Annotated in this window: 12 protein-coding genes; all 12 read right to left on the reverse strand. The window is 42.6% G+C overall.

All coding sequences use genetic code 11. The annotated features are described in order from the left end of the window. Positions 1–30 precede the first annotated feature (30 nt). A complete protein-coding gene (locus L3V23_RS07960) occupies positions 31–1,293 on the reverse strand; it encodes an extracellular solute-binding protein (RefSeq protein ID WP_102965267.1) in 1,263 nt (420 codons plus the stop codon). Positions 1,294–1,809: 516 nt separating this feature from the next. After that, positions 1,810–2,013: a hypothetical protein gene (locus tag L3V23_RS07965; RefSeq protein WP_042482927.1), complete on the reverse strand. Its 204-nt coding sequence runs from the start codon at positions 2,011–2,013 to the stop codon at positions 1,810–1,812. Between the two features lie 279 nt (positions 2,014–2,292). Next, positions 2,293–2,505, reverse strand: coding sequence for a cold-shock protein (locus L3V23_RS07970; RefSeq protein ID WP_042483411.1), 213 nt, complete (start codon positions 2,503–2,505; stop codon positions 2,293–2,295). A 402-nt stretch (positions 2,506–2,907) separates the two neighbouring features. Further along, positions 2,908–3,483, reverse strand: coding sequence for an NADPH-dependent FMN reductase (locus L3V23_RS07975; protein WP_102965266.1), 576 nt, complete (start codon positions 3,481–3,483; stop codon positions 2,908–2,910). A 243-nt stretch (positions 3,484–3,726) separates the two neighbouring features. After that, entirely contained in the window at positions 3,727–5,286 is a 1,560-nt protein-coding gene (locus L3V23_RS07980) for an AbgT family transporter (RefSeq protein ID WP_102965265.1), read from the reverse strand. Between the two features lie 392 nt (positions 5,287–5,678). Next, positions 5,679–6,431, reverse strand: a complete 753-nt coding sequence (locus L3V23_RS07985; RefSeq protein WP_102965264.1) for an SDR family oxidoreductase — start codon at positions 6,429–6,431, stop codon at positions 5,679–5,681. 128 nt (positions 6,432–6,559) lie between these two features. Continuing rightward, positions 6,560–7,477: an OmpA family protein gene (locus L3V23_RS07990; protein ID WP_102965263.1), complete on the reverse strand. Its 918-nt coding sequence runs from the start codon at positions 7,475–7,477 to the stop codon at positions 6,560–6,562. A gap of 11 nt (positions 7,478–7,488) precedes the next feature. Then, entirely contained in the window at positions 7,489–11,016 is a 3,528-nt protein-coding gene (locus tag L3V23_RS07995) for a hypothetical protein (RefSeq protein WP_237292166.1), read from the reverse strand. A 31-nt stretch (positions 11,017–11,047) separates the two neighbouring features. After that, positions 11,048–20,974 (reverse strand): DUF11 domain-containing protein, encoded by a 9,927-nt coding sequence (locus L3V23_RS08000; protein ID WP_237292167.1) that lies wholly within the window; start codon positions 20,972–20,974, stop codon positions 11,048–11,050. Positions 20,975–21,597: 623 nt separating this feature from the next. Beyond that, positions 21,598–22,368, reverse strand: coding sequence for a uroporphyrinogen-III C-methyltransferase (gene cobA / locus L3V23_RS08005; RefSeq protein WP_237292168.1), 771 nt, complete (start codon positions 22,366–22,368; stop codon positions 21,598–21,600). Between the two features lie 127 nt (positions 22,369–22,495). Continuing rightward, a complete protein-coding gene (locus L3V23_RS08010; protein WP_237292169.1) occupies positions 22,496–23,341 on the reverse strand; it encodes a formate/nitrite transporter family protein in 846 nt (281 codons plus the stop codon). A gap of 134 nt (positions 23,342–23,475) precedes the next feature. Further along, positions 23,476–23,799, reverse strand: coding sequence for a nitrite reductase small subunit NirD (gene nirD, locus L3V23_RS08015; RefSeq protein ID WP_102942203.1), 324 nt, complete (start codon positions 23,797–23,799; stop codon positions 23,476–23,478). Between the last annotated feature and the right edge of the window lie 11 nt (positions 23,800–23,810).

A 23,810-nucleotide genomic window follows, 5' to 3' on the forward strand; every position in this document is an offset into this window, starting at 1 on the left:
CTTGGGGGGCGAGCCCCAAGCCGAAGTGGTTTACATCAGTTGGTATTTAAGTGCGGTTTCGACGCGCTTTAACACGTCGTCAACTGAATCACCCGATAGAAGAGCAGGAATTTCAGCAGAGATGGCGTTGTCTACTTCTTGTGTGTACATGCCATAAGAAACTTGCGGAATCTCAGCTACCCATTTGGAAAAATCAGAAAAAACAGGTTGCCCAGAGAAGAACTCATCTTCGACTGTATAGGCATAGCCCACACTTGCTGGCAAATATGTGCCCAGAGCGCCACGTTCAACCAGTAAGGTTTGGTACATGTCGTCATCAGCTGCGAATGTTTTCTTGAGGAAGTTGATAGTCGCTTCTTTATCTTTGCTGGTACTTAGCACATACCAACTCGAACCACCTTGGTTGGAAGCATGTTTTGCATTAGGTAGTTTAAGACTTGGGATTGGTGCAACTCGCCATTTACCTTTTTGCTCGTCAACGCTTTTAATAGAACCCATGATCCAAACGCCAGACGTTACTGTAGCCACCTGACCAGCGTTAAAGCTGCCAACAAAACTAGACCAACCTGATGTTGGGCGAGTAATTTTGGCGTCGTTGATTGCTTTGATAGTTTTTAATGTCTCTTTAAGCGCTTGGTTATTAGCGATGTTCATCTCTCCTTCTGGAGTAAAGAACCATTCACCACCTGACTGCATCATGATGTGAGGTAACACTACGTCATTGATATCGTATGTCAGCATACTAATACCTGTTTTCGCTTTGACGTCTTTACCAATTTCAATGAACCTGTCCCACGTAATATTAAGCAAATCCTTGTGGGTGTAGCCTGCTTTCTCTAGATAGTCACTTCGATAAAACATACCAGCAACACCAGAATCAAAAGGAATGCCAAACACTTTGTCACCAATAGTCATCACTTTAACTTTATATGGTGCAAACTGGCTGTAGTCGATGTGCTCCTGCAGTGGCAAGAAAGAGCCAGGGTAAGCCTGCAAATACTTCTGAGCATTGTAGTCTTCAATTAAGACAATATCAGGCAACGAACTCGTAATACCTGAGGCCAGCATGGTATGCAGTTTTTGCTCAATGTCTTCCTTACCTGAATCAATAACCTTGAGATTAAAACTAGGGTCGATCTTTTTATAGCGAGCGGCCGCTTCATTCATGGCAGCCACATTGAAGTTCGGGTCCCAAGCCCAAACAGTCACATCAGCAGCTAAGCTTTTGGCAGAAATTCCAGCAGTAAGCAAAGTAGTTACCGCCAGCGAGAATACCTTGTTCTTGTTGTTCATAGGCTTTCAGTCCTTTGTTTTAAGTAGCAGACTGAGAATAGGGTTGGTATGAGGTAAAGACAACGGGGTTTGACCACAAGGAAAAAGTATCTAGTGATAGCGTTCACATTACTTTTTAAGAAAAGTAAAAAAGCGGGATCCCAACAATAAATATTCAGGAAAAGTTTCCTAACTGTTAGAAACAGCATTAAGGGGCCACGAATCCATAACCTATGACTACGAATTACCTTCACTGAAAGTAGGATAGGCACATCCGATATCCATTTTCACGTAACTGAAAAGCTGCTCGATTTAGGGTATAGCGCGAGAATTGAGCTAAGGTCCTGAACTGGCGGCTGCATTTACGTATTTAAAAGTGTTTGGGTTTGGCGCATGATTTTGCACTTAATTCTGTTGGAAACCTGACTAATCGTTAGTTGGATTAACTAGAAGTGCAAATAAATGAGGGAGAGTAAGGGGGGACTAAGGGATAGAAAGCCACAAGATCAAGTGAGACTGTGGCAAATCAATCTTGAGTTATTGGTGCTGCTTAAAGAAGCGTTCGGCACTAGAGAAAAGAGATTCGCAGAGTTTTTCCTGCGCTTTGAATTCATCGGAACCAGCCGTCATCGTTTCAAGAGTCTCTTTTGCACTATGGTATTCACCTACCATTTGCTCAAATTTTGCTTCGTAGCCACTTTTCCAAGCTTTCTTTGCAACTTTATCTCGTCTTTTTCTCATTCACTATTCCTATACTGAAAAGCATTTTTAAAAGATATTCACTCTGAGATTTATATTTTATAAAAATAAGAAAAACTTCAGTAACAAAGAAATAATATTCATAGTTACATCTAAATAAAATAAATCTAAAAATATCGATTAAACAGACTATTCAGAACATCAAAAAATAAGGCATTCACTTGCGTGAATTTAGGATAAAAACTTCTCGAAATATTTTTATCCTACTCGTGCTTTTTCTATTTAAATAAGCAAATCGTGCTTATTTTTTCGAAAGCTAACTTAAGCTGTTAGAACGTTAGTAGCTTGAGCGCCTTTAGCACCCTGCTCAACGCTAAATGTTACTTTCTGTCCTTCAGCTAAGGTTTTAAAACCTTCTGAAACGATAGAGTTAAAGTGAACAAATAGATCTGGACCGCCATTGTCTTGAGAAATGAAACCAAAACCTTTTGTTTCGTTAAACCATTTTACTGAACCAGTTGCTTTATTAGACATAATAAATACCTCGTTAATCATCATAAAATCCAAAATCGAGGCTATTTGATGGAAGATGAAGAATAAGTTGCCGCAGGAGTAGTATAACGAAATCGATCGAAAGAAAACTGAGAAGAGACTTGAACTAAACATTTCATAAATAGCTCACGTTTAAGAGCTGCGTGCACTATACACCGATTAGTTCAAATAGATATAAATATTTGTGAATATTTTTATTTTTGCAGTTTAGAAGCTGATAATTTATTTAGAATTTAGGAGGATAAAGGTGGAAAAAATCATGCTTCACATCGCCATATTTTTGCCTATTCGTTACCTAAAATATTAAAGAGAATGGCAGCAAACAAAACACAATGCTGCCATTAAATTTGTAGTGGTTTCACAAACTGACTTCTAATCAAGCAACTAGCTCTTCGAGCGTGGTAGCACAGTGAGAACTCGCACAATGAAAGCGTGCAATTCAGACATGTACTTAGCTAGGAACTTCTCCGTGTCCTCATCTGTCACTTTCCCATCCTCTGTGATTAAACCCGGTTTAAATTGAATATACGCTTCCACAGTGTTCATCAGTGGTGAGTTACAGAAGCAGAGTACGCCACGTAAGCTTTGCTGGGCGACGGCTGTACCAATTGAACCCGGAGATGTACCGATGACCGCAGATGGTATGCCTGTGAACGAGTTTTGCCCCCAAGGTCTACTTGCCCAGTCTATTGCGTTCTTTAGTCCGCCGGGTATTGAACGGTTATATTCTGGAGTGACAAACAACACACCATCCATAGCGGATATGGCTTTCTTGAACTCACGAGCGACTGGCGGGAAATCAGCATCATAGTCCGCGCTATATAACGGCAGATCCTTGATTGGAATTTCAATCAGCTCAAGCTCAGGAGGAGCCAAGCGTACCAGTGCTTTCGCCAACAGCCTGTTGATAGAACTGGAAGACAAGCTACCGACGAAGTAGCCAACTTTGTACTTTGCCATACCATTAATCTCCTACTTCGCTTCTACTTAACATTGACTCACGTGGTGAGAAGCGATGCGACCACTGTTTTATTCCTTCTACAGTGTAGTTCACATCTTTTGTTCACCTTTGACAGAGCATGGTTAAACAAAGCTATGGAAGATAATTTGAATATAACTGACTGGTTTTTAGGTCATAATATTTTTGAGCAAAGACAAAAAAGCCTGCACAACATTTGGCAGGCTTTTGGTTACACAGCGTAATTACATTACGTATTCGTAAGGTGCCTGAATTCCTAGTGGAATACCCACCGCCCAGTAAGCAAGCAAGAAGATAGTCCAACCAATCATCATTGCGATTGAGAATGGCATCATCAGAGAAGCCAGAGTACCGATACCTGTTGATTTCACATAACGTTGGCAGTAAACCACCACCAATGGGAAGAACACCATCAGAGGCGAGATGATGTTAGATACTGAATCGCCCACACGGTAAGCCGCTTGAGAAAGCTCAGGAGAGATACCCACCGCCATCAACATTGGCACTAGGATTGGACCAATCAGTGCCCATTTCGCAGATGCAGAACCGATGATCAGGTTAACTGAAGCAGTCAGTAGGATCATACCCACAATTGTTGCTTCACCCGGCAGGTTCATTGCTTTCAAACCTTCAGCACCGTATAGCGCTAGCATAGTACCGATGTTTGATTGTGCGAAAACCGATAGGAACTGAGCACAGAAGAACGACATGACGATGTATGCCCCCATGGTAGACATAGTCGTTGCCATTGCTTTGATGATGTCATTGCTGGTTTTAAATGTGCCAGAAACGCGACCGTAAACATAACCTGGAATGATAAACAGGATGAAGATCAACGGAACGATAGACTTCATAATTGGCGCAGAGAACGCTGTAATCTGACCATCTGGAGAGCGGAGTGCTGAGTCTTCAGGCATCAGCGCTGCAACAAGAAGCGCGATACCAGCAACCATTGCCCAACCTGCGTAACGGAAAGCTTTTGATTCTAGCTCAGTGAAAGACGCAAGATCCGGTGCCATTTCTGCATCTTCATCGATTGGCGTGTTTGCCAAACGTGGCTCGATGATTTTCTCTGTTACGTACCAACCAATAACGATAACGATAACAGAAGAAAGGCCAGTAAAGATGATGTTCGCCAGAGGGTTTACTACGTATTCAGGATCAAGAACTTGCGCTGCCGTCTGAGTAAAACCCGCTAGCAATGGGTCGATACCAGAAGGAATAAAGTTCGCAGAGAAGCCACCAGAAACACCAGCAAAAGCGGCAGCAATACCTGCTAAAGGATGACGGCCTGCTGCGTGAAAAATGATACCACCCAGAGGAATAACCAGTACGTAACCAGCGTCTGCTGCGGTGTGTGACACAATCGCCACCAGAATCAGCATCGGCGTTAACAGTTTCGCTGGCGTGAAGTTCAGCATTTTCTTCAGACCAGTGGTGATAAAGCCAGAAGAGTCAGCAACACCGACACCTAACATCGCAACCAACACGATACCTAGCGGTGCAAAGCCAGTGAACGTTGTTACCATACTCGCAAGGAAATTCGCTAGTGACTCACCAGTGAGCAGGTTTTTAATTACCAGCGCTTCGCCAGTTCTTGGGTTTAGAAGGTCAAATGAAACGTTGGATAAAAGTGCGGATGCAACCCAAGTAATAACGAGTGCCCAGAAGAATAGAATTGCCGGATCAGGGATCTTGTTACCTGCCCGTTCAATGAAATTAAGAAAGCGATCCATACCACTCGGCTTCGGTGATGACGCTTGATTTAATGCTTGGTTACTCATGGTAACTCCATAATCAAAGATGTTGGTTCCAAAGGCTTTCTAAAAATTATAATTTCAGCCCATTCTCAACGTTTGATTCTATTAAATCCGTCATTCAAAAGCACAAGACACTACCTACATTGAAATACTTAGATACATATTTCGAAGATACATAAATAATGTGCAACAAATAAATATAAAAGAAGATCGAAAGTTAAAACAACCCTAGAACCGATATGAAACAGAACTCAATAAAACTTAAAAACTAGTCATGGTTAAACGAGTATCTCTTAGCTAAATAAATAACGTTTTCCTATCTGGTTTTATGATGCCACTGATATTTGATACATAAGGCAATAGCCCAGTGTTCACTTAGCGAAGCTTTTACTCATGCTATGGATTCACCTTACCGCTTACAAACCACCAGCGAGATCCAAAAAGTTACCTGTAGAAAATGATGACTTTTCTGAAGCTAACCAATAGATAGCTTCTGCTACTTCTTCGGGTAAACCACCTCTTTGGAGCGGGATTTTGGATTTCAATCGTTCAATTCGCTCAGGCTCACCGCCGTCAGCGTGCATATCTGTATGGATTAATCCGGGGCGTACACTATTAACGCGAATTCCCTCAGCCGCCACTTCCAGTGATAGACCTTTCGTCAGAGTATCTATCGCGCCTTTCGACGCTGCATAATCAATGTATTCGTTTGGAGCGCCAGAACGGGAAGCGGTTGATGAAACATTCACAATCACACCACCCTGCCCACCATGGCGTGTAGACATACGCTGAACTGCTTCTCGGCAACAGAGAAAATAACTGGTGACATTGTTACAGAGGATAGCGTTGATTCTCTCAGCGGTCATCTCATCCAAGCGCATCTGCTTTTTCAAAATCCCCGCATTGTTAACAAGAACAGTGAGTGTACCCAGTTCCTTATCTACGGTTTCAAACAGTCGCATCACATCTGCCTCTTGAGAGACATCAGCCTGCACTGCAATGCATTGACCACCAAGTGCCACAATCTCTTCCACAACTCTTGCCGCTGCACCCGCATTTGATTTGTAGTTGATGCATACCGCATAGCCTTGGCGAGCAAAGTGTTTTGCTGTTTCAGCGCCAATACCTCGCCCACCACCAGTGATAATAGCGACTTTTGGTGAATTCATACTGCTTCCTTGTTGTCTGACTTTCTGTAATCAACGTCATTGTTGTTCGCAATTTTTAATATTTTCTCTAGTCAATGTGCGTTTCAATACCGATTAATAAAACTAGAGTCTTAGCATTATGTTTTAACTTATTTCTTACTTTGTTGAACGGTTTCTTCTCTAAACACAACAAAAACACGGCGGTTTTTTTTGTTGGCCACTAATGATTTCTCATGCACAAGGGGCTCACTTTCGCCAAATGATTTCACTTCCCATATAAACGAATCCGTGTTCGCAACCTTGGTTTCCAAGTACGCCTTTACCGCTTCAGCTCTTTTTAACGCTAACTTTTCGTTATAGCTAACAGAACCTTGATAATCAGTATGCCCAGCGATCAATATATGCCCTTGCAACTCTTCTAGCTTTAACGCAATCCTATCCAGTTCTTGCTTATCTTCCTCTCTCAAGGTTGCATCATCAAACTCAAAGTGAGAGGTTAACGCGACAAAAACTTTACGTTCTGGCTTAGGTGGTAAACACGAAGCATGAGTTTCCGTTTCCAACATTTGCTCAAACATCACATACGCACGACGGTTGGCAGCATTAGCCTCTAATGTTTTTTCCTTAAATAACGGTACCTTCTCTCCGAAGTGTTTCAGTTCCCATTGATATTCATTATTAGGCAGATTTTTAAGTAGGTACTCTTTAACCGAGTTTGCACGACGTAGCGACAACCGCTCATTGTAGGTCTCTGAACCTTGGTAATCTGTATGTGCCGCTATGGATATACGACCTTTCAGTTTCCTTATATCGCGCACAAACTGATCCAACGCAGCATTATCCTCTTCTTTTAACTCATACTTATCAAAATCAAAATGTTCGGCAACTGCAATTTTTATTTCTCTCTGAGGGGATAGACATTCGGCAATAAGGAACTTACTGACTCGATGATCGTATTTATCGACATTTTCTTGGCTAACATATGTGTCGGTACTGCATGCAACTAATGCCAAAACACTGAAACCTGAAGCTATCGTTAATTTAACTTTACGGCTCAAACCACTCATTACGCCTTCCTCTAGATCTTGCCAATTAAGTTAATGAAAAGACCTTGTGCATCATAGTCATCATCATTAGTTAAGTTGTCATCAAAGCGAGAGAAGTTGTATCCCACACCTATTTTAAAGTTATCACTAACATATTTATTGAACGAAACGAGCGCTCCATCTTCTACTTCATCGAACTGTGTATCGATCTTCCAGTGATACTGACCAGTAATGTCCCAACCTTTCATAATTAAATATGAGGCACTTAGCCCTGCCAGATAGATATCTGTATCAACATCGACATCTGCGCCAGATGCTCGGCTAAATATCTGATTCTTATCTTTGTAGGCAAGCTTGGTTCCAAACTCCCAGTTCGCATCCCATTGATAGAGAGCTTCCGTTTCTATGATATGACTGACTTCATCTGAATAAGTAACATCTCGGCTCAGATTGTCAAAGTCAACGAGGTAGGTATAGCGCGACAACAAGTTAAGGTTGTCGTTATATACTGGGCGATATGCCAAACTGATTGTTGACTCAATAAAGCGAGCCAGTAGCTCGTTATTTGTATCGTCTTCTGAACGTGAATAGTTGAACTTTCCATATAGTGTGTATTCTTCCGTCAGATGGTGGGTGTAACTATTTGTCGTCACCCACTGAATGACTTTTTCATTCGTTTGTTCTGCTTCGTCAACTCGGTACTCTAGTTTGTGTTTGAGTATCACATCATCCAGATCAGCAGCGACATTGAAGCTTACGGCTTTGCGTTGTACGACGCCCACTATGGCGTTTTCTGGGTCATACCCGTAGTCTATTTCGCCCTGTTGATAGGAAACGCCCACATCGACGTCATCGTTCACTTCGTTATCAAAACCAAAAGAATCGATACGACCTTTGCCATTATTTTCTTTAACGAACTGGTTTTCCTGATAAAAATCGACGGTTTGAGTCAAAGCAGCCCTTTGTCCCAAAATAACATTATTTTGGTCTTCATAGTTGTCATCAACGTAAGTGACATAAGTCGAATAGTCTCGATTCACATCATAGTTGATTGTCCCTTCTGTCGCCTCGCCTCTATCACCCGCAGTATAAGAGGCTCCTAGGGTAATATCGTCAAAAACACGAGTCTCGCCACCCACTGTGACGCTGTCGTTTTCATCGTAGTTATCGGTATTATCTACGGTAGTTTGACCTTTGATATAAACACTGTTCTCGCTATCCCAAAGATATTCCGCTTTCGCTCCCAAGAGCGTGCCTGTGCCAGACTCCTTTTCTTGGTTTAGCTCTTTAATTTGTTTACCAGCAACAGATAGCTTGAAGTTGTCAGTGATTAGGAACTGTGTTTCGGCTTCTACTTGTTCACTATCAGTTTCTAATCTGCCATCCACTTCTTTTTCTTCCATCGAAGTAAAGCGAGTAGCAAATTGAATAGAGTCGCTAAGTTGGAATCGGACTTCTGCTCCATATGACTCTTGTTCTAAATTGTCATTTTGACTGGCATAAGAATAATCAGCATCTTTCGATTTATACCAAGCTTTGAAGTCATTTCCCACAGCACCGAAAATGCTCGGAGCTAAATCATATAAGCTTGCAACACCAAGTACTTGAAGATTGTTGCCTTGTCTGTCGCCTTCAGTTGCCGAGGTAATAGGTGTAAAAGTCAAACCACCATCAAACGAAACAAAGTTACTATCGGTCTGAGTACCTTTTGTTTGACCAAACTCGGTCTTCAAATAAGTACCTTCTGTCGCTCTTAAGGTTAAATCGGCAGAGTAAAGCTCATAATCCTGTGCATCTTTTTCTTCACTTGCGTAGGTAGCGCCCAGCCCAACATAGTCATTAACCCACCCCTTTATTCGACCACCTAAAACCATCGCTTCTTTAGCACTGCTTCCGGTAGGAACGTATTCATAGTCCACCGCTAAATAGTTTTCATAGCCACCGCGAGGGGAATCGTTTATCACATCACCAAAGCTACTCGAAACAATGTCAGACAGTGGTTTGGTTAGAATGATGCGACCTTGGTAGTCATCGATCTCATAATCAACGCCTTCTGTCAGTGCAATCTCTTTCTCAACAATGCCGCTATCCTTGTTAGTGACTTTGACCATGACCTTATCACTACCGGGGATCACTTCACCGTGTTGCAGAAAGTAAAGGGAGCCTCCAGTCCCAAGAAATTCGTCATGAGCAAACAAAGATTCACTTTGAGAAGCAAAACCAACAATGTTTAATCGGTCTTCACCATATTTGGTCGTTGAACGGGTACGATAATCACCTTTAAAACCGTATAAACTGCGGTTGTAATCGCTATTATCCGTCCCAGTGATTCCAGTGTTGAAGTTACCCCACAAATACTGTGATTTGTCGTACTCGACGTCTAAATACACTTTCCCTTGTGTATTCACCACTTTACGGATATTGGAACCATCACCGTAGTGACCATACATCATCTCGTCATCACCATCGACGATATCAAATACCGTAGAATTATCATTCGAAGCGAAAGGATGCTTAAACATGTCTTTAATGGCATGCTCTTGTGTATCCACATGAGCAGTAACTCTCAGCTTATCGCCAAATTTTCCCTGCCCAAAATAGGCTAATCGCCCTTGGCTATAGATGTCTTTTTCATACTGATCATTCACATCTAATGCCCCCGAGCTACCACTTACACGGTTAGAACCAATATAAAAATCCGCTAAACCTGCTTGTGCGTAGTATGTGTCCGGAATACGTGCATAAAGGGAAAAACGACGCTCTTCTCCGTCATCAAATACTACGGTTGTCGGGAAGTTATAAGCGTCTGTCGGTAAGAATATTTCTGCATAAAGCTCGCCTTCGACAACGTCGAATTCATCCTCACCGATAACAACCTTGTCAACACCATTGAGCCCCGTACCCATAAATTTCGCCAAACCTGATGAAGTCGGAATGTTATGGCGCATCAGGTTCGCCCGACCAAATTGACGCCCTTTATCTGACTGACCCGTATTTTTATCTATCGATACTTCTTTATCAGGTCGAACAAGGTCAACCACACCCAATGTGGTGGTATCCATATTCCCCTGTTCATCCCAAGCTTTCAGGCGGAAAATTAGTTGTTGACCCAGCTTAAACTTATGCTCGACATCCGTAGTCCCATCCCATTCAATACTGGTGCTATTTGCCAGCTGTTGGCCTTTTTGAACGGCTAACGGTTGTGATAGATGTCGGTCTCCACCACGATAAACTTCTAACTGCCATGACTTGATATAGTAGCCATAGTTAGTGTCGACGGAAAAACTCATAGGACTGACAAACTTGCCGTTTTCAACTTCAACCTCGTCAGTTACGCTAACGGCTAAAACGGGGTTAAATTTTGTTATATCTCGGCTCGCCCAAATTGCGCCTTGTTCTAGGTAGATACGCGAGCTATCCGTTTGCTCATGAACCTTGACCTTCTCCGACATTCTAGTGGAGCGAAGCTGCTTTAACTCGTCTGTTTCCTTAGCGACAGAAACTGTCGGCAGGCTTGTCATAATGCAAGCCGTTAAATAGTGTTTTTTTAATAAACTCATACGGATTTTATTGAGAGGACTCGATCGATACTTACTCATCACTGATACTCTGTACGCTAAAGTTAAACTTACTCAGAGCATTTGGTGTGATACGTCTGACCTTAGGATTCTCACTGACAACTTTCATACCCGTCGGCAGTGAGTCTGTATCCAGTTTGACAAGAAACTGCTGACCTTTCTTATTCAGTACCCATTGATCCGGAACGTGATAACGACCATATTGGTCTGTCTCTATCACAATACCTTCAACAGTTAGCAGCTTAACTCCCGGAATACCTTCTTCATAAATCCCCATGTTTTCGATGACGATTTCCCGCAAATATTGACTACCGTATTGGTAGACATTACGAGTTATTTGAAGGTTCTCAGCCGTTAAACCCTGTAGTTTATTGCCTGAATGTTCAGCGCTAAATGAATCATCTTCATGCGCGGTGATATGGGTTCCGTCTTTGGTCGTGACGCTAAACGCGAACGAATCAGCAGTCTTAGAAACAAACCGTAGGGTTGCCTTGTGGCTACCAGATAGCGTTCGATTTCGGGACTGACCAATCAGTTTATCAATCACAACGTTATTGCCATTAATAGAAACGTCTTTCTTTTTCTCTCCTTCGACTTTTAGCGTCGCAGAGCCAGCGACAACAAGAGAAGGATCAATATCAATCGAGACCTCGATGCCATAGGCAGTTGCACTTGCTTGATAACCATCGCCATTATTATCTTCAAATACTTTTCCGATTATTGATGCAGTATCAAAAAGCTTATCTGGTGTCACTTCAACGGTGGCGCTACTCATGTTTGACTTAATTTCTAGCGCTCCGCTCGTCATTCCTTCCGCAGGCGTCATCGCATAAGCCGTATTGGTATAGTTACCAAAGGTTGCACCGACAGTAACCCGCATCAAGTAACGAACACGAATCTTCTCTTGAACAGTAGAACCACTCGAACCATACGCCAGCATGTCACCCACACTGAACGACATTACATTGGCTAGCGTTGGCTCATTGGTGTTGAATACATCATCAGCAGTATCAAATTCTCCGTCAGGGCCACTATTCGTGATCTCAGTAGAACCTTCTACATACTGGAAACCAGAAGGATATCGATCTGTTAGATGAACATTTTTGAATTCTGACTCGTTGTTATTGACAATAGTGACTTCGTATTCAACGACCTCCCCAACCTGAGCGGTTTGTTGCAGCGCTTTCTTGGTGACAACCAACTCACCTTCGTTATCAGAGTATTTTTTAACATGCACAGTGACACTCGCTTGCTCGGTATCACCTCCAATCGTTGTAGCACTAAACGTATTGGTGATGTCATCATCCAGCCCTTTACCGATTTGGCCGACAATAGTCACCCATATAATATTCCCCTCATAAGCCTTGAGAGTGTAGGTATAGTCAAGGTCAACCGAGTTTTGAGTATCCAGTACAGTAGTAGTTGAAGTAGCTGTATCGTACTCACTAATTGTGGTCTTCCACTCTGTAAACAGTGGGCTTCCGTTCACTCCTTGGAGCTTTGATATTTCATCAACCAGATGAACATTCAGTGCATCAGAAGAGCCTCGGTTAGTCACTGCAAGGGTGTAGGTAATCTGATCATTATCGTTAGTGTATTCGGCTTTATCAGCAACTTTTGTCGCCATAAGAACCACTCCACCAGGTATCAAAGTAACCGTAGACTCTGACGTTGAGCTACCGTCATCCATAGTTGCGGTATTGGTGATTACCCCTAATGCCATAGGATTGACGATACCCTTAACAATAAAGTCGACTGTTGCGCTTGGAGCTAGATTTACTGTAACGTCGAGATCATCCCCTAGCGGTAAAGGATCGACTGTCGTCGTATTGTATTTATCATTTTTGATTTCATAGTTGATATCCCACGACGTCAGTGCCGGAACCGTATTCCCCAACAAGTTAACGACAGTCAAGTCACTAATGATGTCGGTAATCTTGATGCTCTGAGCGAAACTTTGTGCGTTATTGACTAACGTAATATGAAATTCGGTCTCTTCATCCGCTTTGTACTCCCCTTCCTGAGAGCCATCCGCTAACGTTTTAATAAAGCTGATATCCTGCTCAAACGGTTTTAACTGTGCCGTTGCGGTTTGAGTCTTACCGTCGAATATCATTGTCGCCGTGTTAGTGATCACTCCAACAGCCTTTTGATTCACTGTGCCATGCACTTTAAAAGTGACCGTATCTAAAGGGGCAAGATCAATGTTGTACTTAATATCTTCGTTCAATGAGGCTCGAGAGGTTATGACCGTGTTCGAGTTACTGTTCTCAATATCCAGTACCCAGTAACTGAATGCCGCTTCTGTTGTACCGTCGATGGTATCGACGGTTAAACCAGAGATAAGATCTTCAACCTGAATGTTGTCTGCAAATCCATTTGTTTCATTTACAACGGTAATGACAAAGTCAGAAACCTCGCCCGGAACATAATTCTCCACCGGTGCAACTTTCGTCAGTTTCACTTCTGGAATGACTGGTTCGCTGACCGCTTCGGCTGTCTGAGTGCCACCGTCCAATTCAACTGTGACTGTATTTTTCACTTGACCATGAATTGTTGAATTGAGCGTTCCGCGAACAGTGATGGTCAAGGTGTCATTAGGTGCAATTTCTATGCTTCCATCAATATCGCCCGAATTTACTACAGGGATAGTCGTAGCACCTGTCGATGACGTTGCATTTATTGCGATAGAATCAGGGTTAAACGCAGAAACCGTATAGCCGTCGATCGTCGTCGTTTCGATGGAAGAAAGCATATCCGTGATATGAACATCCTTAGCCCAAGCCCCTGTGGTATTGGCGACGACTATGGTGTAAGTCAAGGTATCACCAGCTTCATATAGCGGTTTATCGACAGTTTTCGTTACCGTTAGATTCGCCTTTTCAGGTGTATAAGTCGCTTGTGCTGTACGGCTGTTACCCTCTTCATCTGACACAACAACGGTATTCGTAATATCTCCCATTGCCTTATCATTAACGACACCTTCAAAATGCATCACGACCGAGTGAGACGGCGCAATATTGTAGTTAACTGAATAACCATTCGCACCGGTGACTTCGCTCCCAGAGATTTGCTGGCTGAGAGTAGGCTCCACGCCCGTGACACTGACGTTTGTTATTGTCCACTGTTCGAATACTTGGCCTTCACGAGCCTGACCAGCGAAATCCGTTTTGATGTCCGCAGACAAATCAGAAATATTGACGTTGGTCAGATAGCCCAAACCACTGTTTTTAACTTCAACGTCAAAACCAATAGTCTCACCAGGAACATAAGTAGCGGGTGTTTTTGAAGCGACTTTCGACAGTTCGAGGACACCGTTTTCAGGCGAGACATCAACACGATAGCTGTTAGAGTCTGTTAGCGTCGCAACAGTAGCAATATTATGGAAAGCTCCTACAGCATCTTTGCGGATGTTACCTGTAATAGTAATGGCTACGTGTGTTTCAACACCACTGTGTTCTCCTGCTAACTCAATTTCCACATCATTAATATCAACGTTAGTGCCTGACTCTAATGCGGTTAAACCAGAGATATCTGTCACTGCTGGAGAAGAGTCGGCCAGCACTTGAGATTTAATGCTCCAATTTTCTAACGCTGGCTTGGAAGAACCATCCGCAGTTTCTACAAGGAAATCAGAAACAATATCCGTAATATGCACAAAACTGTTTTTCTGCCCTTTGTTTAGCACATGGATGGTGTAATTTATCGTTTGACCGGGAACATATGTGTTAATGTCCGTTTCTTTTTTCGCCAATATTTCGGCAATACCAGGGTCAAGAACAATAGTATTGGTATTGTTACCATTAATTGTTGCGACATTAGATATCGTGCCGGTGGCACTATCAGAAACAGTAGCGGTGATTTCAAATACCACTGTATCCCCAGCCATCAAATCAAACTTAGCGTCCAAGTCTCCGACTCCCGAATATTGACCCGAGATAGAGAAACGTGAGCTGTCTGGCTGTTCCACGATACGAACGCTGCTGGAAGAAAATGCAACACCGCTATCTGAGGTCGTAATTGAATTAACCAGATCCTGAATCACGACATCATTCGCAGTACCTTCACCATCATTCGTTATGTGGATTTGGTATATAACTTGACCATCAGGGTTATATAGACAGCCAGAACCAGAGTTTGAAGGAAACGAACACGCATTCCCGTCTGCGGTGGTATTCGTTACCAATTTCTCATACGTTAAACTTGCGTCGTGGGGTGGAATAGCATCGGTCGTTACTGTGTTATCCCCGCCTGTCGCACTGTTTGCATCGACAACGCCTACAACATCTTCACGAATTTTGCCTGTGATGGTAAACGTAATAGTCTCATTGGGTGCGATATCCAAACCGTCCGATGCCGCAATATTCAAATCACCATTGGCTTCGTAACTTAGCGGTTTGGTATCAACAACACTGTTTAATCCCGTTGATACAACATGACTAATATTTGTATCAATCAACGCTGCTTCGGTTTTTCCACCGATCACTTCAACTTTAATATTAGAAATCAGGTCTTGAATGACTGTGTTGTCGTGCCAAACAGGCTCTGTATTTTCGACCACAAACCGATATTCAATGCTGTCGCCCGGTTTATATTTATCACCGCTGGTGTAGTTTTTTCCACCAAGAGAAACAATCTCTTTAGTGACATTCAATAATGCAGCGTCTGGGGTAATATTTGCCCGTGGAAGATTACTACCACCGTACGTTGGCGTTATATCTATGGCATCTATAGCGTCATCGCGAATCTCTGATTCCATGACAAATTCGATATAACCACCCGGAGCTATTGATACATGAGGGATATCAATATCGACATTGTTTCCTCGGGTAAAACCGCCAATAGAGGTCATAGACTCACCAGAAGTGTTTGCCGTAACCAACCATCCTTTAGGTAGGTATGCCGGAGCCTTATCACTGTCTCCCGCACTATCAGATTTTTGCGCTAAGCGAACTTGCAACTCTGAGAATTTTTCAATCAGAGCTTTGCCATACTCAAGTCCATTACCGTTATTATCGATTCGCAGGTGATAAGCCACTTGTTGATCATCTGTCTGATGATTGTAAGTTGTCTTAACGGTAGCTAGAGACGTATCGGTAAAAGCTTTGTGCGCTTTTACTAAATTTGGCGGCAACATTGTTGAACGATCAGAAGAAGCCTGATAACGACCATTGACTAATACGGTGTTCTTAAATTCACCGACTGCATTTTCGACAATATGAGCTTTAACCGTGTATTTAATATAAGAACCATAGCTAGCAGCAGCTAAATCAAATGTGGTATCAATGTTGGTGTTATTTGAAATGCTTCCTGCATCAGTGATCCCACTAGAATCGACTTCTGATGAGACTGTCCAGCTATCAAAAGCTGGGCAACTATAAGTTGTGCCAGTCGTGATGTTGTAACAAGAAGTCATGACCCCTTGGATATTATCAAACACGGCAATATCGTTGAGATGGACTTCGTTTTCATTGCCAATAGCAATTTCATATTCGATATAGCCATCCGGCTTATACCCTTCTAAACCTAGTGAAGTTGTACCATCTGTGTCGTAATAGGCTTTAATCGCTTTGCTATAGTTAAATTTATTGGCATCAGGCGTAAGAGAAGAGCTGACTCTATCGCCGTTCACAGAAAGAACGTTGGTAATTTCGCCGATGGCATTAGGATTTATCGTAGCAGTAACCACATAGTCAATCGTCGCTCCCATCGGTATTGAAGCTAACGTATTGATATCTTGATTATCTGCATAGTCACCAACTTGAGCATTACCGTCTGGCAAAGAAGGATCAAGTGTCACTTGCGGCGCAATAGTCCAAGAGGTATAAGCTGGTCCAGTTGAGCCATCAACCAAGCTAACTTGTACCTTTGATAACTCATCTACCACAGGAATGTTGTAAGCGTTAGCCAACCCGTTATTGGTAATATGTAAATGGTAAGTCGCTGTTTTTCCTGGGTGATAGTTCACTTCATCAGTGGTTTTGTAAAAGTTCAGATGATAATCGTTAGGTTTAACCGTAATGCCACCGATAGTAATACTGCCTACAGCATCATCACGCACAGTTCCTTTGACGGTATATAAAACGTAGTCCCCACCAGCAACATCTATGTAGGTATCAATGTTTTGGTTGTCCTCAACAACCCCTTCAGACTCGCCAGTAGTCGTGCCATTACTACCATTGCCATCATCTTTCACAACATCTACGGAAAAAGCATTTTTAAACGGATTTGCCGATGTACCATCCATCAGCAAAACATCTACTCCAAGAATATCTTCAGCAACATGGCGGTTATTCAAATACCCAGTATTGGAGTGAATTTTCACCGTATAGGTCAGTTCATCGCCTGGGGAGTAATATTTGCTAGGTACACCGTTTACCAATAGTTGTCGTTGTGTACCTGCGCCATTAGATGCCAATCTGTTTTCATGGTGGGAAACATGATTCAGTGACGATACTTCACCAAAGTCGCGATAAACATACGCATCATTCTTAAGCACTTGACTGACGTAGTTGTCTTTCACCAGCGCTTTAATCTGGAATTCTATTGTTGACTGAGGAGCTAACGATAGGACATCTGTAGAGTCTACTGCAGGATAAATAAAATCTTCTGTGGTTTCAGGACCAAAGCTAGCGTCACCGGGTAATTTGAACTGCCAGTGTACAAATGGGGACTGATCCGGATAATCTTCAACGTTATCCATTTTGCCATCATTTATACCACCATCATTATTGTCATTGGCAAGCACAGACTTTATCTCTGAGATCAGGTCAACCACTGTCAGATTGTTCGCAATGGTATTAGTACTGTTGTTAAGCAAGGTGATGGTATAAGTAATATACCCGCCCGGAGCGACCTGCATTTTGTCCGAGGTTTTTATAATAGAAACATTAAGTTGATCGACACTGCCATCCTTACCAATTTCAGCGGTTGAAGAATGATTAGTGTTTGTTGCTGGGTCATGAATGCTCGCTGTATTGGAGATTTCTTCTTTCTCATAATCAGATCTCACAATACCTTTGACCGTGTATTTAACGTAACCCATACCGTTCCATTTACCTGAATCGGACTTAGGATCGATATCCACTTTTGAGGCTATATTTCCACCATCGGGCCAAGTGGACTTTTCGTCAGCGTAACTCCCGCTACTTATGTGATCATCCGCAGTTGCTTCTATAGTCCAGCCAGGTTCGAATACACCTAATCCATTAATATCATCCGAAACATCTACATCATTGGCATAGCCAGAACCTTTGTTAAATACAAAAATGTCGAAGGAAACTTCACTCCCCAGTTGAAAAATATCGTTGGGAGTTAATTTCAGAACTTGCACATCAGGAGCTTCGGGTTGAACTGTCGCACCACCACTAAGCGTTTGTCCGTTGTCTGGTGAATATACCGTGGCAGTATTGGTAAAACCGCCCCATACGATTTTGTTACTTGATGAGCGATCAATTTGTCCCACAATGGTGTATATAACTCGAACGTTAGGTGGGATTTGTGCAGTCGTATCAAGGTCGGTATTGTCAGCAAATGTTCCGACATCAGTGGCATTCAACAGTTGCTGCTGGTCATCAGCGGTTAACCCCGAAATATCCATAACCTGCTTATCAGCGCTAATGGTCCAGGAACTGAACACTGGCATTGGTGTATTGTCGGGTTCCAACATATCAGCTTCAATCGAACTGATAGGGTCTTTTATCTCCACATCAGTAGCAAAGCCGTTGGTGTTATCATTTTCAACAACTATCTGATAAGTAACGACATTGCTTTGCTTGGAGTAAAAACTGTAAAGGGAGTGAAAAGAAGATTCATCATCAACTTTGACTGACTTGTTCATTGCCAACGAGAACTCTTTAGGAACCGAGCCCCTATCAGCTATCGCTTTGCCATCTACAGTGACTATGTTGCTGATCTTGCTGTTTGCGGTTGGTGCAACATGAACTTTTACAGTGTAAGTAACAACGGTATGAGGAGGAATCGTAGCTTTAACATCTAATATGTCTGGTGAGGTGATCGTCCCATCCACGCCACTAATATCTTTTCCATAGTCGGCGGTAATTTCCCAAGAAGAGAAGGCGGGAATAGAGTTGCCATAAACATCCGTTACCATGATAGAAGCCAGATCGTCAACGACGGGAACCATATTCGCAATAGCATCACTGGTATTGGCAACCTTAATGGTATACGTCATTTCCTGGCCAGCAGAGTATTTTGAGGTATCGACATCTTTCGTCACTGATAAAGCGTTGGCAGGCATCTCAATACCAGTGCCACTTTCTACCACATCATCAGCACAACTCGCATCATCAAGAATAAGGCCAATACTGCTATCCGTTGTTGTTGCGGTAAGTTTATATTCCACTTTTTTACCCGGAGCGATGTCCGGAGAAATCGTTAAATCGCCAGTTTTAGTTGCACCATAATCAAACTTACCTGCATCTGTACCTTCACCGTCTGAGCCACTAACAACCTCGAGCTTCCAAGACTTAAAAGCAGCACCCTCACCGTACCCAGCAGCTTGCTCAGTCTGAATACAAGACAACTTATCGACAATGATAAGGTTATTAGCAAAGTACTTATCTGATGAGTTCTCAACGCTAATGTTATATTCAACACTTTGACCCGGGCTGTATTGAGACTGAGACGTTATCTTGCTTATATGAATTTCAGGGTCACCGACTTGTAATACTCGCTCAGTTGCAATCGGTGTCGAAATCGTATTCGCCGCTGACGCCAATGAACCTTCATCATTGATGACTCTCGCAGTTAAGTTTTTGATGTCACCAATAGCGGCTGGAGAGATGGCTGCAGTAATCAGATAATCAATCGTTTCACCCGGATAAACAGAGACTACGTCATCAAGAGAATCATTCGTCACCGTACTGCTACCCAACTTGGAAACAGAGTTTTCTCCAATACTGTCTATAGCAATTGACCACGTTTTATAAGGGTGCCCACTGACATCGGTATGGTCGAAGGTGACGGTGGAATTAACTAAGTTATTCCCTAAGGTCGTCAAAATATCTTTGATATTATGCTGAACCCTAAAATTATGGACGATACCTTTCCCAGTATTTTCTACCGCCAGATGAAGTTGCATTTCACCATTGACTAAATAAGGAGAACTGTTAACAAACCCATGTCTGATGATCTCTAACGTGCCAGCCATAGGAGGCGTAGTTAACTCATCACTTGCAACGATTCCATCTTTCGTTTGTGAAGTAGCAGATACAACAATATCTCCGGCGAGCCGATCCGCTAGAGTGGCTTGCATTGTATACGTGAGCTTGCCACCCACAGCAATACTTGCGCCTGTGATCTTTAAATCCCCAACAGGTTCAAAGGTGCCGACATCACTTTCAGTACCTTCTTTTACGGCACTGTTGGCGATCTGAGTGAAAGGCGCGGTATTTGTACCATCAATATTTTCAACCAATAACGTGCTAAATATCTGCTCGATATCGAGGTTTTGAACTCGGTAAGCACCTGTGTTTTCTGCCACTAATGTGTATGTCAGAAGACCAGTTACTGGATACTCACTCGTATCTGAAGAGAGTGTTAAAGAGTACTTATAAGGGGCTGGAGTAACGGTAACTAACTCCGAAGTCACAGCATCTGGGCTAGAACTAGCAAGAGCTGAAGCCTGAATGGTAATGTCTGCGGTTGTGTCATTAGCAACCAGAGCTTGAACTACATATTTAATGTGTCCACCGGCACGGATTCTTGCGCCAGTGACTTGCAGATTTCCGCTTGAGCTAAAATCTCCGCTCTCAGATAAAAAACTGGATGAGGCACTTATCTGTGTTGTGGAATAGGCAGAGAAATCTGCAGAAACCGATGAGATATCAATAACACTATCGGTCAAGTTAGACACTGTCACGGCATAAGTAACAAAACCATTATTTTCATAAACCGGTTTATCAGCCTCTAATTGCACCGATATATCCGCAGCAATAACTTTAAAAGAAAATAATGTTAAGAATAATAAAGTGAAATAATATCTCATCCGGATATTTAAACTCTGGTTAATGAAGAATCTCTGATGGTGGGAGAATTTATCATTAACCAAATCTTCAATTCGTATGAACATGCCAATGCGAATAAAATTAAGACTATTCCTACGAGTCATTTCACAACTACCTACAGGCGTTGTTTTCTAAACCAGCGAAAAATCGCGTTCAAGCGATGAACAGCTCTGCTTTGTTTAGCCTATAGCTCAATCTCAAGTCTAAAACTTGCTACAAAACAAGGAATTGAAAACAGTGTAACAAGTCGTTAATTATCCGAAGTTCACACTCATTTGAATTGCTTCTCAAATTTAGTTAGGAAACAAATCATCAATAGGCGTAAAAAGCTGCAGTAGTGCGCGACGATTTTAGAGCGAAAATAGGTTTTCCTATTTTACGAAATGTGAACTAAATAGACGGGAAATAATGCAGGATGATGGGTATTTGTACCTGTAAGAATTTAACAAGCTTTCTTACAGGTAAAGGTGAAATTATTAAGCAAAAGTGTCGAGAATATTTAGGCTTCTCTGGATATAAAACATGAAAGGATTATTTATTTGTTAAACCAATCCAATTTATTGTGCAGCTCAGTAACACTACCCACCACAATCAGTGCAGGGCTTTGAGCTTGATCTGCTAACTGTGATAATTGATTAAGTTTGCCCTGAAATACACGTTGTTCAGGTCGTGTACCATTTTCAATAATTGCACACGAGATCTGTGGGTCTAAACCATGGCTAATTAGGTTATCCATGATGTGACCACTTTGCTTCAAGCCCATGTAGAACACGAGTGTGTTATTTGATTGCGCCAGAGATTGCCACTCAATTTCACGGCCATCTTTTTGCACATGACCAGTAATAAACTGAACACTTTGCGCATGGTCTCTGTGAGTGAGCGGAATGCCTGCATAAGCCGTTGCGCCAGCCGCTGCGGTAATGCCCGGAACCACCTCATAAGCAATGCCATACTCGGCAAGCTCTTCTAACTCTTCACCACCACGACCAAAGATAAACGAGTCACCGCCTTTTAAACGTACAACACGCTTACCTTCTTGCGCTTTCTGCACCAGAATTTGATTGATTTGATCTTGAGGGACACAGTGATAGTCGAGCTTTTTTCCGACGTAGATTAGCTCAGCGCTTTCATCCGCTAACGCGAGAATTTGCTCTGATACCAAACGATCATACACAACGACTTCCGCCTGTTGTATGACTCGGTACCCTTTCATAGTCAACAAATCAGGGTCACCCGGGCCTGCACCAACAAGAGAGACAAAGCCCGTTGTTAAATCAAGGTTGTTCACAGTGATATCTGTATTCATAGCAACGCCTGCCGTTTCAAATTTGGATATAAGAAGGAGTACTCATGAGATATTAAGTCACTGCTTTTTATAGCCAAAAATCTGTATTAAAAGAGCTCCACCACTTTAATGGCGGAGCCCATAAACCTTATTTGCTTAGTGCTACTTCTGCGTTTACTTCAGTTTCTACACTTAACGCTGGCGCTGTTTTCGCGTGAGTTAGGTATAGAGGGATACAAGTAAATACTAGACCGCCCACAATGTTGCCAAGAATGGTTGGGATCAGGTTGAAGTTCAACCAAGTTGCCACGCCAAAATCTGCACCTAGCATCATACCTAGCGGGAACAGGAACATGTTTACTACTGCGTGTTCAAATACCAATGCGAAGAAGATGAAGATTGGAAGCCACATTGCTGCGATTTTGCCAGCCACAGAACGAGCAGTCATATTACCGATTACACCTAGACAAACCATTAGGTTACATAGGATGCCGCGTACAAAACAGGTAATCCAACCATCAGCACCTAGGTTTTCAAAACCCACGGTACGAGCCGTTGCAACAGCAATAAATTTTTGACCAACGGCATTTGGTTCTACGCTAAAGTTCATAGTTAAAGAGAGAGCGATCAAACCAGCCACAATCAATGAGCCAACAAGGTTACCGAAACCAACCAGACCCCAACAACGAAGAACGCGACCCCAAGAGATACCCGGACGGTTTTCAAATTTAGCCAGTGGTGCAATACCAAACACGCCTGTAACTAGGTCATAGCCCATTAGGCTCAGAATACAGAAGCCTACAGGGAACACGAGTGCGCCAACAACGCCCAAACCAGTTTGAACAATAGTTGTAATCGCAACAACAACCGCTAACGACAAAATCACACCTGCCATCATGCCACGTAAAATAAGGTCACGAGTGCTGGTTTTTACTTTTGCCTCACCAATGTCGATCATGGTTTGGACAAACTCTACAGGTTTTAATGCAGACATGTGGATCTCCTAAAATTTAAAATATAAAAATGTGTAAAACGGAAGATTAAATAGAGAAAGGCTTTCAAACGGATTCGCGACTAAAGCCTTTGCCTATTGAATCTGCCCCTCCCATTGAGAGGGGCATCAATCAGTTAGGCTGCGATTTCAACTTCGCCTTTGGTGACTCGTGCTTGGTAAGACTTCACGCTAAAACGTTCATCTTCCATGCACATACCAGTCGCCAAGTTGAAGCGCTGCTTTTTCAGTGGGCTTGCAACCCAAAGCTCGCCTTTATGTTCGCAAATCAAACCGCGAGACAGCACGTTCGATTGGTAAAACGGATCTGTGTTGCTGATAGCAAACACTTCTTCCGCATCAGTAGGACGAAACACCGCTACTTGCTCACCGTTCACCAGCGCACATACGCCAGTACCTGGAATGATGTCGCTGATTTGGCAAATTTTTTCAAATGACATATCTAACCTTC

The sequence above is a fragment of the Vibrio sp. A1-b2 genome (assembly GCF_021726015.1).
Taxonomy (GTDB): domain Bacteria; phylum Pseudomonadota; class Gammaproteobacteria; order Enterobacterales; family Vibrionaceae; genus Vibrio; species Vibrio diazotrophicus.

What these genes read in the sequence shown, in the direction of transcription:
- L3V23_RS07990 (WP_102965263.1), bottom strand. Translation starts at nt 7,477, where the DNA reads ATGAGTGGTTTGAGCCGTAAAGTTAAATTAACGATAGCTTCAGGTTTC.
- L3V23_RS07970 (WP_042483411.1), bottom strand. Translation starts at nt 2,505, where the DNA reads ATGTCTAATAAAGCAACTGGTTCAGTAAAATGGTTTAACGAAACAAAA.
- nirD (WP_102942203.1), bottom strand. Translation starts at nt 23,799, where the DNA reads ATGTCATTTGAAAAAATTTGCCAAATCAGCGACATCATTCCAGGTACT.
- L3V23_RS08010 (WP_237292169.1), bottom strand. Translation starts at nt 23,341, where the DNA reads ATGTCTGCATTAAAACCTGTAGAGTTTGTCCAAACCATGATCGACATT.
- L3V23_RS07965 (WP_042482927.1), bottom strand. Translation starts at nt 2,013, where the DNA reads ATGAGAAAAAGACGAGATAAAGTTGCAAAGAAAGCTTGGAAAAGTGGC.
- L3V23_RS07975 (WP_102965266.1), bottom strand. Translation starts at nt 3,483, where the DNA reads ATGGCAAAGTACAAAGTTGGCTACTTCGTCGGTAGCTTGTCTTCCAGT.
- L3V23_RS07960 (WP_102965267.1), bottom strand. Translation starts at nt 1,293, where the DNA reads ATGAACAACAAGAACAAGGTATTCTCGCTGGCGGTAACTACTTTGCTT.
- L3V23_RS07980 (WP_102965265.1), bottom strand. Translation starts at nt 5,286, where the DNA reads ATGAGTAACCAAGCATTAAATCAAGCGTCATCACCGAAGCCGAGTGGT.
- cobA (WP_237292168.1), bottom strand. Translation starts at nt 22,368, where the DNA reads ATGAATACAGATATCACTGTGAACAACCTTGATTTAACAACGGGCTTT.
- L3V23_RS07995 (WP_237292166.1), bottom strand. Translation starts at nt 11,016, where the DNA reads ATGAGTTTATTAAAAAAACACTATTTAACGGCTTGCATTATGACAAGC.
- L3V23_RS07985 (WP_102965264.1), bottom strand. Translation starts at nt 6,431, where the DNA reads ATGAATTCACCAAAAGTCGCTATTATCACTGGTGGTGGGCGAGGTATT.